At 72.4% G+C, this 13,669-nt stretch carries 11 protein-coding genes, 1 tRNA gene and 1 pseudogene; 10 read left to right on the top strand and 3 right to left on the bottom strand.

Features of this window, described 5'->3' with window-relative positions:
• Nucleotides 1-109: 109 nt before the first annotated feature.
• The 3 genes and pseudogenes from EF903_RS04260 to EF903_RS04270 all read left to right on the top strand — a co-directional run.
• A pseudogene (locus EF903_RS04260) lies at nucleotides 110-739 on the top strand (AIM24 family protein); the annotation flags it as partial.
• A gap of 20 nt (nucleotides 740-759) precedes the next feature.
• Nucleotides 760-1,440 (top strand): AIM24 family protein, encoded by a 681-nt coding sequence (locus EF903_RS04265; protein ID WP_125541263.1) that lies wholly within the window; start codon nucleotides 760-762, stop codon nucleotides 1,438-1,440.
• Nucleotides 1,441-1,458: 18 nt separating this feature from the next.
• Complete coding sequence (locus EF903_RS04270) at nucleotides 1,459-2,214, top strand: AIM24 family protein (protein WP_125541230.1); 756 nt, start codon at nucleotides 1,459-1,461, stop codon at nucleotides 2,212-2,214.
• Nucleotides 2,215-2,320: 106 nt separating this feature from the next.
• Here EF903_RS04270 and EF903_RS04275 read toward each other — a convergent pair whose 3' ends face one another.
• Complete coding sequence (locus EF903_RS04275; protein ID WP_125541231.1) at nucleotides 2,321-2,857, bottom strand: NUDIX hydrolase; 537 nt, start codon at nucleotides 2,855-2,857, stop codon at nucleotides 2,321-2,323.
• A complete protein-coding gene (locus EF903_RS04280; protein WP_125541232.1) occupies nucleotides 2,854-4,323 on the bottom strand; it encodes a zinc-dependent metalloprotease in 1,470 nt (489 codons plus the stop codon). Before EF903_RS04280 ends, EF903_RS04275 begins: the two co-directional genes overlap by 4 nt.
• A 194-nt stretch (nucleotides 4,324-4,517) precedes the next feature.
• Between EF903_RS04280 and EF903_RS04285 the strand changes: the two genes are divergently transcribed.
• The 4 genes from EF903_RS04285 (at nucleotide 4,518) to EF903_RS04300 (ending at nucleotide 7,834) form a co-directional block, all read left to right on the top strand.
• On the top strand, nucleotides 4,518-5,681 hold the full coding sequence (locus EF903_RS04285; protein WP_125541233.1) for an SDR family oxidoreductase: 1,164 nt from the start codon (nucleotides 4,518-4,520) through the stop codon (nucleotides 5,679-5,681).
• Nucleotides 5,682-5,822: 141 nt separating this feature from the next.
• Nucleotides 5,823-6,284, top strand: a complete 462-nt coding sequence (locus EF903_RS04290; protein ID WP_125541234.1) for a molybdenum cofactor biosynthesis protein MoaE — start codon at nucleotides 5,823-5,825, stop codon at nucleotides 6,282-6,284.
• Nucleotides 6,285-6,454: 170 nt separating this feature from the next.
• On the top strand, nucleotides 6,455-6,652 hold the full coding sequence (locus EF903_RS04295; RefSeq protein WP_125541235.1) for a hypothetical protein: 198 nt from the start codon (nucleotides 6,455-6,457) through the stop codon (nucleotides 6,650-6,652).
• 96 nt (nucleotides 6,653-6,748) lie between these two features.
• Nucleotides 6,749-7,834: a PDZ domain-containing protein gene (locus EF903_RS04300; RefSeq protein WP_125541236.1), complete on the top strand. Its 1,086-nt coding sequence runs from the start codon at nucleotides 6,749-6,751 to the stop codon at nucleotides 7,832-7,834.
• A gap of 34 nt (nucleotides 7,835-7,868) precedes the next feature.
• Here the strand turns inward: EF903_RS04300 and EF903_RS04305 are convergent, their stop codons facing one another.
• Entirely contained in the window at nucleotides 7,869-8,438 is a 570-nt protein-coding gene (locus tag EF903_RS04305; protein WP_185902513.1) for a PPA1309 family protein, read from the bottom strand.
• A 140-nt stretch (nucleotides 8,439-8,578) separates the two neighbouring features.
• On the opposite strand from EF903_RS04305, the gene EF903_RS04310 reads away from it, so the two are divergent.
• The 3 genes from EF903_RS04310 (at nucleotide 8,579) to EF903_RS04320 (ending at nucleotide 13,639) form a co-directional block, all read left to right on the top strand.
• A complete protein-coding gene (locus tag EF903_RS04310) occupies nucleotides 8,579-11,458 on the top strand; it encodes a UPF0182 family protein (protein ID WP_260614796.1) in 2,880 nt (959 codons plus the stop codon).
• A gap of 47 nt (nucleotides 11,459-11,505) precedes the next feature.
• Nucleotides 11,506-11,579: transfer RNA gene (locus EF903_RS04315), tRNA-Met, on the top strand.
• Between the two features lie 212 nt (nucleotides 11,580-11,791).
• On the top strand, nucleotides 11,792-13,639 hold the full coding sequence (locus EF903_RS04320; protein ID WP_390335516.1) for a tetratricopeptide repeat protein: 1,848 nt from the start codon (nucleotides 11,792-11,794) through the stop codon (nucleotides 13,637-13,639).
• Nucleotides 13,640-13,669 lie beyond the last annotated feature (30 nt).

Consider the following 13,669-nt stretch of genomic DNA (forward strand, 5'->3'; position numbering starts at 1 on the left):
GACTTCAGCTACAAGGGCGCCGGCTTCGCCGGCCGCGTCGTCGGCAACGCCACCGGCCAGGAGATGCAGCTGATGCGCTGCACCGGCCGCGGCCAGGTCTTCCTCGCCGAGAACGGCGCCCACCGGCGCCCGCTGGACCGCGCAGAACCAGCAGCTCGTCCGGGTCGACCTCGCCATGGGCGGCCAGCCCGTCCTCGCCCGCCAGGGCAGCATGGTCCTGTACCAGGGCAAGGTCGACTTCAGCTACAAGGGCGCCGGCTTCGCCGGCCGCGTCGTCGGCAACGCCACCGGCCAGGAGATGCAGCTGATGCGCTGCACCGGCCGCGGCCAGGTCTTCCTCGCCGAGAACGGCGCCCACCTGCACACCGTCGAGCTCCAGGGCGACGGCATCTGCGTCTCCGCGGAGAACGTCCTCGCCTTCGACGAGTCGCTGCACCACGAGGTCCGCCGCATCGAGGGCCACGGAATCCCCGGCGGCGCCCTCTTCACCATGCTCTTCCAGGGCACCGGCACCGTGGTCGTCAAGACGCACGGCACACCCGTCGTGCTCCCCGTCACCCCGACCACCTTCGCCGACAGCAACGCGATCGTGGCCTGGTCGGCCGCCTCCCAGGTGATCGTCTCCAGCCAGGTCCGACTGCGGCGCAACGCCTACCCCGGACACAGCGGGGAGACCGTGAACCTCCAGTTCCGCGGCGCACCCGGCAACTTCATCGTCGTCCAGCCGTACGAGGTCTGAGGGAGCCCGTCATGAACGCAATGAACCAGCAGCTCGCGGGCTACGCCCCCACCCCCGTCACGGCCCGCATGGAGAACCACGGCCGGTCCATGCTCAAGGTCGCCATGCAGACCGGCCAGGACCTCTTCGCCCGCACCGGGTCGATGGTCGCCTACGAGGGCTTCATCCAGTACGAGCCCAACCCGCCGGCCCTGCGCCAGATGGCCTCGCAGTGGCTGACCGGCGAGGGCGCGCCCGTGATGAAGTGCAGCGGCGACGGCCTGCTCTACCTCGCCGACTACGGCGCGGACGTCGTCGTCGTCAACCTCGACAACGACGCCCTCTCGGTCAACGGCACCAACCTCCTCGCCTTCGACGCCCACCTCCAGTGGGGCGTCGAGCGCGTCAAGGGCATGGCCAAGTTCGCCGGCCAGGGCCTGTTCAACGTGCAGGTCGCCGGGACCGGCTGGGTCGCGATCACCTCCCGCGGCACCCCGATCGTCGTCGACTGCGGCCGCGGCGAGGACGAGACGTACGTCGACCCGGACGCGCTCGTCGCCTGGTCCCCGAACCTCAAGGTGAAGGGCAAGCGCAGCTTCAAGGCCTCGTCGATGATCGGCCGGGGCAGCGGGGAGGCCTACCAGATGGCCTTCTCCGGCCAGGGCATCGTCGTCGTACAGCCCAGCGAGGACAGCACCGACCGGCTCCGGACCCGGGGCTGAGGGGGAGCGGACACCACCATGCAGAGCTCACTTTTCGCACACGCCGAGCAGCAGTCCCAGGACCGCTACGCCGTCCAGAACCCGCAGCTGCTGCGGGTCTCCCTGACCGGCACCGACGACGTCCTGGCCCGCAAGGGCGCCATGGTCGCCTACCAGGGCCTGATCGACTTCGACGGCGAGTACCAGAGCGGCAACCAGCGCAACGCCCGCCGCAACACCGGCGAGGGCCTCGACCTGATGCGCTGCTCCGGCCAGGGCACCGTCTACCTCGCGAACCTGGCCCAGTACGTCCACGTCGTCGACGTCGACCACGAGGGCCTCACCGTCGACAGCAGCTACGTCCTCGCCCTGGACTCCGCCCTGCACACCGAGGTCATCGCGGTGGACAGCCAGTACGGCATCTCCGGCTCCGGCAAGTACCAGCTGAACATCTCGGGCCGCGGCAAGGTCGCCCTGATGACCTCCGGGCAGCCGCTGATGCTCCAGGTCACGCCCGACAAGTACGTCAACGCCGACGCCGACGCCGTCGTCGCCTGGTCCACCTCGCTGCGCGTGCAGATGCAGGCCCAGACCCACTCCAGCGGGGTGTGGCGCCGCCGTGGCAACACCGGGGAGGGCTGGGAGCTCAGCTTCCTCGGCACCGGCTTCGCCCTGGTGCAGCCCAGCGAGGTGCTGCCCCCGCAGAACGCCCAGCTCGGACAGGGCGCCGCCGCCCAGTTCGGCATGGGCCAGCAGGGGGCGCGCGGCCAGAACCAGAACAACGCCTGGAACTGACCGCTCCCGGCCGCACCGCTCCGGCCGCACCGCGGCCCCGCCGTACGGCACGAGGGGCGGCCCGCACTCCGCGGGCCGCCCCTCGCCTCCGTTCACATCCGGCCGGTCAGAGCCGCGCCAGCGTCGCCTCCACCAGCCGCACGACCGACGCGTCGGCCACAGCGCCCACCTGCGCGTACGGGAACCAGCGCAGGTCGAGCGACTCGTCGCTGATCTCCGCCTCGACGCCGTCGGGCGCGAGCGCCGCGTACTGCACGTCCAGGTGCCAGTTGCAGGGCGCCGGGATGGGGTGCCGGTCGAGCCGCACCGGCCCGCCCGGCAGCAGCGCCAGGCCGGAGCCGATGCCGGACTCCTCGACGGCCTCGCGCAGCGCGGCCGCCTCCAGCGTCGCGTCGCCCGGCTCGCAGTGGCCGCCCATCTGCAGCCACATGCCGAGCTTGCGGTGCAGGGTCAGCAGCACCCGGCCGCGCGACGGGTCGACCACCAGCGCGCTGCCGGTGACGTGCCCCGCCTGGCACGGCTTGTACATTCCGTCCGGGTGCGCCGCGAGGTGCTCCAGGTAGACGTCGCGCAGGGCGCGCTGCTCCCCGTCGCCGCCCTCGTAGCCCTTGAGGGTCAGGACCGCGTCCTCGTAAAGGCTCACTTCGCTCCTTCGCCCTTGCCGCCGTCCTCGCCGTCCCGGCCGCCCGGGCCGCCCTGCCCGCCCTCGCCGCCCCGGCCGCCCTCGCCGTCCCGGCCGCGCTGCTCGGCGGCCTCGCCGAGCATCTTGTCGAGCTCGGAGAAGTCCAGGTGCTCGCGGTGCACGAAGCCGTCCGGGTCGTCGAGGTCGGTGGCCGTGGGCAGCATGTCCGGGTGCTCCCACAGGCCGTCGCGGCCGTCGACGCCGCGGGCGTCGGTCAGCGAGGCCCACAGCCGGGAGGCGTCCCGCAGCCGCCGCGGCCGCAGCTCCAGCCCGATCAGCGTCGCGAAGGTCTGCTCCGCGGGGCCGCCCGAGGCGCGGCGGCGGCGCATGGTCTCGCGCATGGCGTCCGCCGAGGAGAGCCGGGGCTTGGCCGCCGCGTGGACCACGGCGTCCACCCAGCCCTCCACCAGCGCGAGCGCCGTCTCCAGACGGGCCAGCGCGGCCTTCTGCTCGGGGGTGTCCTGGGGCTGGAACATGCCGCCCTGGAGAGCCTCCTGCAGCTGCTCCGGGTTGGTCGGGTCGATCTGCCCGACGACGTCCTCCAGCTTGGAGGTGTCGACCTTGATCCCGCGGGCGTACCCCTCGACCGCGCCGAACAGGTGCGAGCGCAGCCACGGCACGTGCGCGAAGAGCCGGGCGTGCGCCGCCTCGCGCAGCGCGAGGTACAGCCGCACCTCCTCCGACGGGACGCCGAGGTCCTTGCCGAAGCCCTCGATGTTCAGCGGCAGCAGGGCCGCCTTCCCCGCCGGGCCCAGCGGCAGGCCGATGTCGGTCGAGCCGACGACCTCACCGGCGAGGACGCCCACGGCCTGGCCGATCTGCTGCCCGAACATGGCCCCGCCCATGGAGCGCATCATGCCGAGCAGCGGGCCCGCCATGGCCTGCATCTCCTCCGGCAGCACGCCGCCCATGGCCGCACCGACCCGCTCGGCGACCGGGTCGACGAGCTCCTTCCACACCGGCAGGGTCGCCTCGACCCACTCGGCCCGGCTCCACGCCACGGCCGTCGCGGCGCCGGAGGGCAGCGAGGTCACGTCGTCCAGCCAGTGGTCGGCGAGACGCACGGCCTCCTCCACCGCGGAGCGCTCCGCGATGCCGACGCTGGTGTCCTTCACCCCGTCCGCGGTGCCCTGGGCGACGGTCCGGCGGGCGACGTCCTTGGCCATGTCCCAGTTCACGGGGCCGCCCTCGTAGCTGAGCATCTGGCCCAGCTGCTGGAAGGCCGCGCCGAGGTCGGCTGGGTTCATCGCACCGAACATGGCCGCGAAGGGGTTGTCCCCGGCGCCCGGGCCGCCGGGACCGCCGGGCAGGCCGAAACCGCCGAACCCGAACGGATTCGGGCCGCCCTGCCCGCCCTTCTTCTTGCCTTCGTCGCCGTCCTCCGGCTCCTCCGGCGGAAGGCCGAATCCGAATGGGGTGTCGCTCACGGGTTTCCTCGGCTCGTAGGGCCGCCGGCGGGGGCCGGCGGGCAAGTGGTCCGACAACACCAACCAGCGTAGACACCACTCCCGGTTCCGGGCTCGGTGCTCCGCCGACTCCTGGGCTGCGGCAGGATGGACATCACCTGGTGGGTACGCGTCACGGGCGCGTCCCTACTGAAGACAACCGCTGGAGACGCCTGGTGAGTTCCCCAGATCCGCAGGTTCACGAGCCCGACGACGCCGAGAACCGCCCCGAGCACGGTGACAGCGCCCCCGGCGTTCGCCAGCCGCGAAACCACGCGGGCCCCCGCCGGAACAGCCCGGTGATCGCCGTGACCGGCGCCGCCTCCGGTGTCGGTGCGGCCCTGGTCGGCCGCCTCGCCGCCTCCGACGAGGTCAAGCAGGTCGTGGCCATCGACGAGCGGCGCGGCGACTGCGCCGCCGCCCAGTGGCACGTCCTGGACGTCCGCGACCCCGCCATCGCCGAGAAGCTCCGCGGCAGCGACGTCGTCGTCCACCTCGCCCTCGACCTCGACCTCGAGACGGACCCCGCGGCCCGTACCGCGTACAACGTCCGGGGGACCCAGACCGTCCTGACCGCGGCCGCCGCGGCCGGCGTCCACCGGGTCGTGCTCTGCACCTCCGCCATGGTCTACGGGGCGCTGCCCGACAACGACCTCCCCCTCTCGGAGGACTCCGAGCTGCGGGCGACCGCCGAGGCCACCGGCGTCGGCGACCTGCTGGAGATCGAGCGGCTGGGCCGCCGCGCGCCGCGCGCCCACCCGGGCCTCAACGTGACCGTCGTCCGCCCGGCCGTCCTCGTCGGCGGCACCGACACCGCCCTGACCCGCTACTTCGAGTCCCCGCGCCTGCTCGTCGTGGCCGGATCCCGCCCGACCTGGCAGTTCTGCCACGTCGAGGACCTCGTCAGCGCCCTGGAGTACGCGGCGCTGGAGAAGGTCGAGGGCGAGCTCGCCGTCGGCTGCGAGGGCTGGCTGGAGCAGGAGGAGGTCGAGGAGCTGAGCGGCATCCGCCGCATGGAGCTGCCCTCGGCGGTGGCGCTCGGCGCGGCGGCCCGGCTGCACCGGATCGGCCTGACGCCGTCCCCGGCCGGCGACCTCGCGTACACCATGCACCCCTGGGTGGTCAGCGTCAGCCGGCTGCACGCCGCCGGCTGGCGGCCGCGCTGGACCAACGAGGAGGTGCTGGCCGAGCTGCTCCAGGAGGTCGCGGGCCGGCACACGGTCGCGGGCCGGCGGCTCGGCCGCAAGGACGCCACCGCCGCGGGCGCCGCGGGCGCGACGGTCGCCCTGCTCGGCGCGGCCGCGGTCGTCCGCCGGGCGCGCCGCCGCCGCGGGATCTGAGGGACGTCCTGCCGCGCCCCGCCCGGCCCGCCCCCGCGGGCCGGCCGCGGCCGGCCCTGTAGGAGGCTCCATACGCCGGGTCCGCACAGCCGGTCGAAACGGCTATACCGCGCGGTGGGAGCGGTGGTGCACGATGGCCCCATGGCACCGCACTTCGACCACCCCGGCGAGCAGGCCGCCCAGGACCCGATCCGGCTGCTCGCGATCCGCGACACCCCCCTCTCCGTCGACGAGGTCTTCCGGGCCGTCGGCGACGACGAGACGGGCGGCACGACCCTCTTCGCCGGCACGGTGCGCAACCACGACGGGGGTGCGGACGTCGAGTCCCTCGGCTACTCCTGCCACCCCTCGGCCGAGGCGGAGATGCGCCGCATCGCCGAGCGCGTCGCCGCCAAGTACCCGGTGCGCGCGCTGGCGGCCGTCCACCGCGTCGGCGACCTGTCCGTCGGCGACCTCGCGGTCGTCGTCGCCGTGTCGTGCCCGCACCGCGGCGAGGCCTTCGAGGCCTGCCGGATGCTGATCGACGACCTCAAGCACGAGGTGCCGATCTGGAAGCACCAGCGCTTCTCCGACGGCACGGAGGAGTGGGTCGGCGCCTGCTGACCCGCCCCGCGCCGCCGGCGGGACCCCGCCCGCGGCGCCCGCCGGACAGGGCGGTACTGTCCCACCCGTTCGGCCGCGCAACACGCCCTCGATTTGCGTAACCCCCCCTTGGGCAGGAGCGTTGAAGCCACCAACGACACGCACATTCCCAGGGGCAGGGAGGCTCGTCCATGGCGTCACTGGCGTGGTTGCTGATTCCGCTGTTCGCCGCGATCGGCGCGGCGATATGGGGCAGCTGGGCGGCCCGCGACCGCACCCAAGGCGACATATCCGAACTCGCCGGCTACGCCCGCTTCCGCGAGGCGATGGACCGGCCCGACGGCGTCCGGGCCGGGGCGGCGGCGCACTCCGCGACCGACTCCGCCTGAGGCCCCGCCGGCACCGCCCGCAGCCCCCCGTGCCCACCGACCGGGGCGAACGGCCCGGGCGGCCGCCGCACAGGACCGTCCCGTACTGTCGATTCCATGCCACGCCGCACAGCGACGATGCTCGCCGCCACCCTCATGCTGTTCGCGCTGCTCTGCGCAGGGGTGTTCATCAAGGTGCCGTACTCGGAGATGAGCCCCGGTCCGACCGTGAACACGCTCGGCGAATCGCGCGGCGCGCCCGTCATCAGCATCGGCGACCGCACGACGTACCCGACGACGGGCCACCTCAACATGACGACCGTCCGGGTCACCGGCGCGGACTACGACATGAACCTGATCGAAGCGGTCCACGGCTGGCTCTCCGGCGACAACATCGTCGTACCCCACGAGAACCTCTACCCGAACGGGAAGACCGAGGAGCAGTCCACCCAGGAGAACGCCGAGGAGTTCAGCCAGTCGCAGGAGAGCGCGAAGGTCGCCGCGCTGAAGCAGCTCGGCATCTCCGTCCCGACCCGCGTCGTGGTCTCCTCCGTCGTCAAGGGAAGCCCCTCCGAGGGCCGGCTGCACGCCGGGGACGAGGTCAAGACGGTCGACGGAACCCCCGTCACCGCCCCCGGGGACGTCGCCAAGCTCGTCACCCGGCACAAGGCCGGCGAACCCGTCGAGTTCGCGGTCGTGCCCGCCGCCGAGGCCGAGGAGGCCCGCAAGGCGGGCCGTGCGCCCGCGACCAGCAAGGTCGGGATCACGACGGCGAAGGCCGAGGGCGACGGGCACGCCATCGTCGGCATCAGGGCCGGCACCGCGCACACCTTCCCGTTCCCGATCGACATCAAGCTCGCCGACGTCGGCGGCCCGAGCGCGGGCCTCATGTTCGCCCTCGGCATCGTCGACAAGCTCACGCCCGGCGACCTCACCGGCGGCCGGTTCGTCGCGGGCACCGGCACCATCGACGACGCCGGCAAGGTCGGGCCCATCGGCGGCATCCAGATGAAGACGATCGGCGCCCGCAAGGCAGGCGCGCGCTACTTCCTGACCCCCGCGGAGAACTGCGCCTCCGCGGCGAGCAACATCCCCGACGGCCTGACCCTCGTCAAGGTCTCCACCATCGGCGACGCCGTGCAGTCCCTGGAGAAGATCGCCAAGGGGGACACGGCCGGCGTGCCGCGGTGCGGCGAATCCTGACCGGCGCCCCCGAGGCGGATCCGGGAAGGGCAGCCTAGGAGAACGTCGCGGCGAGCGCTTCCGCCAGTCCCGGCACCAGGCTCGCGCCCGTGAGCACCTCGGTCGAGGAGTCCTTCTCGCGCAGCCGGACCGCCGACTCGCGCGAGCCGTCGCGCAGCACCGCCACGGTCAGGCGCACCTCCTGCCGCTCCGGGTGCGCGGCGACCCACTTCGCGAGCTGCTTGTCGCTCAGGCCCTGCGGTACGGAGGCCTCCGCGGACGGGGGCAGCATCAGCCGCTCCACGGTCAGGGCGCAGCCGACGACCGCGTCGGGCCAGGCGATCGTGCCCAGGAACTTGTCCAGGGGCGTCCCGGCGGGCAGCTCGTCCTGCTCGACGGGGGTCAGCGAGGTCCGGCCGGTGTCGCCGGCGTCGACACCGAGCTGGTGGGCGAGGCGCGGCTCCTGCCGGCGCAGCCGGTCGGTGTCGACCAGGGCGAACAGCCGGGCGGGCTGGTCCCAGCCCAGTCCGGCCGCGTACTCGTCGATCTCGAGGCAGGCGCGGGTGAGCGGGCTGGCCGCCATCGGCGTGCCGGGGGAGGGGGAAACGTTGGACATGGACAACATCCTGCCTCCTTTCCGGCGCATACCGGGAACTGACGGAAGCCTCAGTAAGTTGCAGGAGTGGGCTTTACCATCAAGGGCCCAGGTAAAGAAACGTCCAGTAACAAGACTCAGCTTTCGAGGTGCCCACCTTGGCTTTCCAGATGCCGGACCGCGGCTCAGGCCCTTCGGGGCCACGGATGAGAGTCGGCCGCCCGTCCCGGCGTGCCCGCACTCTTCTGATGACCTTGGGCGTGCTGGCCGTCCTCGGCATGGCGTTCATCATGTTCGCGGGCTTCTGGACGGACTGGCTCTGGTTCCGCTCCGTGAAGTACTCCAGCGTGTTCACCACCACCCTGTGGACCAGGATCGGCCTGTTCGCGGTCTTCGGCCTGCTGATGGCAGGGGCGGTCGGCTTCAACATCTGGCTGGCCCACCGGCTGCGCCCGCCGCTGAGCGCGATGTCGATGGAGCAGCAGAGCCTCGACCGCTACCGGATGAGCGTCGCGCCGTACAAGAAGTGGCTGCTCCTGGGGATCTCCGCGCTCGTCGGCATGATCGCCGGCGCGTCCGCGGCGGGCCAGTGGAAGACTTGGCTGATGTACGTGAACGGGGTGCCCTTCGGCAAGAAGGACCCCCAGTTCGGGCTGGACGTCTCCTTCTACACCTTCGACCTGCCCTGGTACCGCTTCCTCCTCGGCTTCGGCTTCGCGGCGGCCGTGCTCTCGGTGATCGCCGCCGTCGTCGTGCACTACCTGTACGGCGGCCTCCGCGTGACCAGCCCCGGCGCCCGCGCCACGGCCGCGGCGACGGGCCACCTGTCGGTGCTGCTGGGCCTCTTCGTCACGCTGAAGGCGGTCGCGTACTGGCTCGACCGGTACGGCCTGGCCGTGAAGTCCAGTGACTTCAAGGCCGCGGACAACTGGACCGGCCTGCGCTACGTCGACGCCAACGCCTACCTCCCGGCGAAGACGATCCTCGTCGCGATCGCCGCGATCTGCGCGGTGCTGTTCTTCGCGACGCTGTGGCGCCGCACCTGGCAGCTGCCCGTGATCGGCTTCGGCCTGATGGTGCTCTCCGCGATCCTGATCGGCGGGCTGTACCCGGCCATCGTGCAGAAGTTCCAGGTCCAGCCCAACGAGCAGGCGAAGGAGTCCCCGTACGTCGAGAAGAACATCAAGGCCACGCGGGACGCCTACAACATCGACAAGTCCGACGTCAGGGACTACCCGGACTCCGAGAAGGCGGAGGACAAGGCGAAGCTGCGCCAGGAGGCCGCCACCACGGCGAGCATCCGCCTGCTCGACCCGAACATCGTCTCCCCGGCCTTCCAGCAGCTCCAGCAGGTCAAGGGCTACTACGCCTTCCCGTCGACGCTGGCCGTCGACCGCTACAACGGCCAGGACACGGTCATCGGCCTGCGCGAGCTGAACATCGGCGGCATCCCGAAGAACAACTGGATCAACGACCACTTCAAGTACACGCACGGGTACGGCGTGGTCGCGGCCAAGGGAACCACCGTCGGCGACCAGGGCGCCCCGGACTTCACCCAGTCCGACCTGCCCTCCCGCGGCCAGTTCGGCACGGACTTCGAGCAGCGGATCTACTACGGCGAGCGGACAACGCAGTACTCGATCGTCGGCGGGCCGCAGAAGGAGCTCGACTACTCGGACGACAAGGGCGAGAAGGAGACGAGCTACGAGGGCAAGTCGGGCGTCAACCTCGACAACCCGGTCAACCGCGCCGCGTACGCCCTCGCCTTCAGCGAGCCGCAGATCCTGTACTCCGGAGCCATCGGGGACGGGTCGCGGATCCTGTACAACCGCACCCCGAAGGAGCGGGTCGAGGCCGTCGCCCCGTGGCTGACGATCGACGGCGCCCCCTACCCGGCGGTGATCGACGGCCGGATCAAGTGGATCGTCGACGCGTACACGACGACGAACGGCTACCCGTACGCCTCGCGCACCACGCTGGGCCAGAGCACCGCGGACTCGCTGACCAACAGCCAGCGCGCGGTGGTGGCGCAGGAGAACCAGGTCAACTACATCCGCAACTCGGTCAAGGCCACGGTCGACGCCTACGACGGCACCGTCAGCCTCTACCAGTGGGACACCCAGGACCCGGTCCTGAAGACCTGGATGAAGGCCTTCCCCGGCACGGTCAAGGCGAAGTCCGAGATCTCCAAGCCGCTCATGGACCACCTGCGCTACCCGCAGGACCTGTTCAAGGTGCAGCGCGAGCTGCTCACCCGCTACCACGTCACCGACCCGCAGACCTTCCTCAGCGGCAGCGAGGCCTGGGCCGTCCCGGACGACCCGACCACCAAGGCCGGCACGGCGGTCCCGCCGTACTACCTGTCGATGAAGACGCCGGGCCAGGCGGAGAAGGACCAGGTCTTCTCGCTCACGACGACCTTCACGCCGAACGAGCGGGACAACCTGAGCGCCTTCATGTCGGTCAACGCCGACCCGGGCTCCAAGGACTACGGCAAGATCCGCATCCTGAAGATGCCGACGAGCAAGCCGGTCGACGGCCCGAAGCAGGTGCAGAGCAAGTTCCAGTCGGAGCCGAAGATCGCCGAGTCGATCCGGCTGCTGCGCGGCGGCGACTCCGAGGTGGAGTACGGCAACCTCCTCGCCGTCCCGATCGAGGGCAAGATGCTGTACGTGGAGCCCGTGTACGTGCGCAGCTCCGGACTGAAGTACCCGCTGCTGCGCAAGGTGCTGGTGACGTACGGCACGCAGACGGCCTTCGAGGACACCCTGGACAAGGCCCTGAACGTGGTCTTCGGGGCGGAGGCGCCGACGACGCCGGTGCCGCCGGACCAGCCGGGCGACGGGACGGCGCAGCAGCCTCCCGCCCCCCAGGACCCGACGGTCAAGGCCGCCCTCGCCGACGCCCAGAAGGCGATCGAGGAGGCGGACAAGGCGATGAAGGCCGGCGACTGGGCGGCCTACGGCAAGGCCCAGGCCGACCTGCAGGCGGCGCTGAAGCGGGCGATCGACGCGGAGGCGAAGACGGAGGCCCCCAAGCCGGCCGGCTGAACGCGGTAATGGCTCGACCCCGTGTCGTGATACTGTGGTGTCACCGACGCGGGGTGGAGCAGCTCGGTAGCTCGCTGGGCTCATAACCCAGAGGTCGCAGGTTCAAATCCTGTCCCCGCTACTGAAAACGAAGGCCCGGATCCCATGGGATCCGGGCCTTCGTCATGTCCGGAATGCAGTCGCGGGGGCATGAGGTAGCTGAGACGGGTGAGTTGACGTGGGAGCGTGTTTGACTTGTCTCTCTGTGGGCATGTCGACAAAACGCTGTAGTGACCTCACAGGCTGCGACATACCAGGTGTACGCGGGTAGCAGGTGATGCGACGATGGGATATATGGGGGACAGGTCAACTCTGCTGGAGACAGGGCGGTTTGTGAGGTCGGCCGAAACCGGATCGGGTGCAGCAGTCAAAGAGGAGGCTCGGGCCGTTAACGCTCAGACCGCCCCGACCGATGCGGGCTTCGCGGAGGAAGTCTTCGCCGAGGCCGACGGGGCGAGCGACGCCGAACTGGAGGCGCGCCACCGCGTGGCGGCCGACCGCGGCGACCCCGGAGCGATGAGCGTGCTCGGAGCCCTGCTGCTGCGCCGCGGCGACCTGGACGGGGCCGAGCCGTACCTGCGCGGCGCGACGGCGGAGGGGGACCGCGCCGCCGCCAACAACCTGGGTGTCCTGCTGCTCCAGCGCGGCTACCCCGAGGAGGCCGCCGGCTGGTGGCGCGTCGCCGCCGTCGCCGGCTCCGCCCCCGCCGCGCACGCCCTGGGCCGCCACTTCCGCGAGCGCGGCGACGAGCCCGCCGCCGAGTACTGGCTCCGGCAGGCGGCGGAATCCGGCCACGCCCTCGGGGCGTACGGCCTCGCCGAGCTCCTGGAGCACCGCGGCGACAAGGGCGTCGAGCGCTGGCTTCGGCAGGCCGCCGAGCAGGGCCACCGCGAGGCCGCCTACCGCCTGGCCCGCCACCTGCGCAAGGGCGACCCCGCCGAAGCCGAGCAGTGGTACCGGCAGGCCGCCGCCCGCGGCCACCGGCGCGCCGCCCTGCACCTGGGAGCCCTGCTGGAGGCCCGCGGCGAGCTCAAGGAGGCCGGGCGCTGGTACCTGACCTCCGCCAAGCAGGGCGAGGCCCGCGCCGCGTGCGCCCTGGGCTTCCTGCTGCGCGACGCGGGCGACGAGGAGGGCGCCATCTCCTGGTGGAAGCGCGCCGCCCAGGACGGCGACGGCAACGCCGCCAACGCGCTCGGCGCCCTGCACGCCGCCCGCGGGGAGACCGAGACCGCGGAGAAGTGGTACCGCGTCGCGATGGACGCGGGCGACCAGAACGGGGCGTACAACCTTGCTTTGCTGTGCGCGGCACAGGACCGGACCGCGCAGGCCGAGCAGTGGTACCGCCGAGCCGCCTACGCGGGCCACCGCGAGGCGGCCAACGCGCTCGCGATCATGCTGCTCCAGGTCGGCGACGCCGCGGGGGCCGAGCCATGGTTCTCCAAGGCCGCCGAGGCGGGCAGCGTGGACGCCGCCTTCAACCTGGGGATCCTCCACGCCGGCCGCGACGACGACCGGACCGCGCTGAAGTGGTACGAGCGGGCCGCCGCCGCCGGCCACACCGACGCCGCGCTCCAGGTCGGCATCGCCCTCGTCCGCGACGGCGAGGAGCGCGCGGCCGAACGGCACCTGCGGTGCGCGGCCGGCGGCGGCAGCGCCGAAGCCGCGTTCCGGCTGGCCGCGCTGCTGGAGTCGCTGGCCCCGCCGCCGGAGCCGCCGGCCCTGGGGGAGCCGGTCGGCGCGGCGCGCACCGAGAGCGAGGAGTGGTACGAGCGTGCCGCCGAGCTCGGGCACCGGCGCGCCCAGGTCCGGGTCGGCATGCTGGCGGCGGCCCGCGGGGACACGGCGGTAGCGGCCCGCTGGTACCGGGAGGCGGCGGAGGCCGGCTCCCGCAATGGCGCGTTCAACCTCGGACTGCTGCTGGCCCGGGAGGGCGACGAGCCGGAGGCCGCCCTGTGGTGGACCCGCGCCGCCGTCGCCGGCCACGGCCGGGCCGCGCTGCGCCTGGCCCTGCTCGCCGCCCGCCACGGCGACCTCGCGGAGGGGCAGAAGTGGTGCCTGCGCGCCATGGAGCTCGGGCCGGCCGAGGTCGCGCAGCGGGCCGCCCGGCTGCGCGACGCGCTGGCCGAGGAGCTGTCCGCCTGACTGCGCCGCGCGCGCCCGCAGGCGGGCCGC

Source organism: Streptomyces sp. WAC05292 (genome assembly GCF_003949955.1).
GTDB classification, from domain to species: domain Bacteria; phylum Actinomycetota; class Actinomycetes; order Streptomycetales; family Streptomycetaceae; genus Streptomyces; species Streptomyces globosus.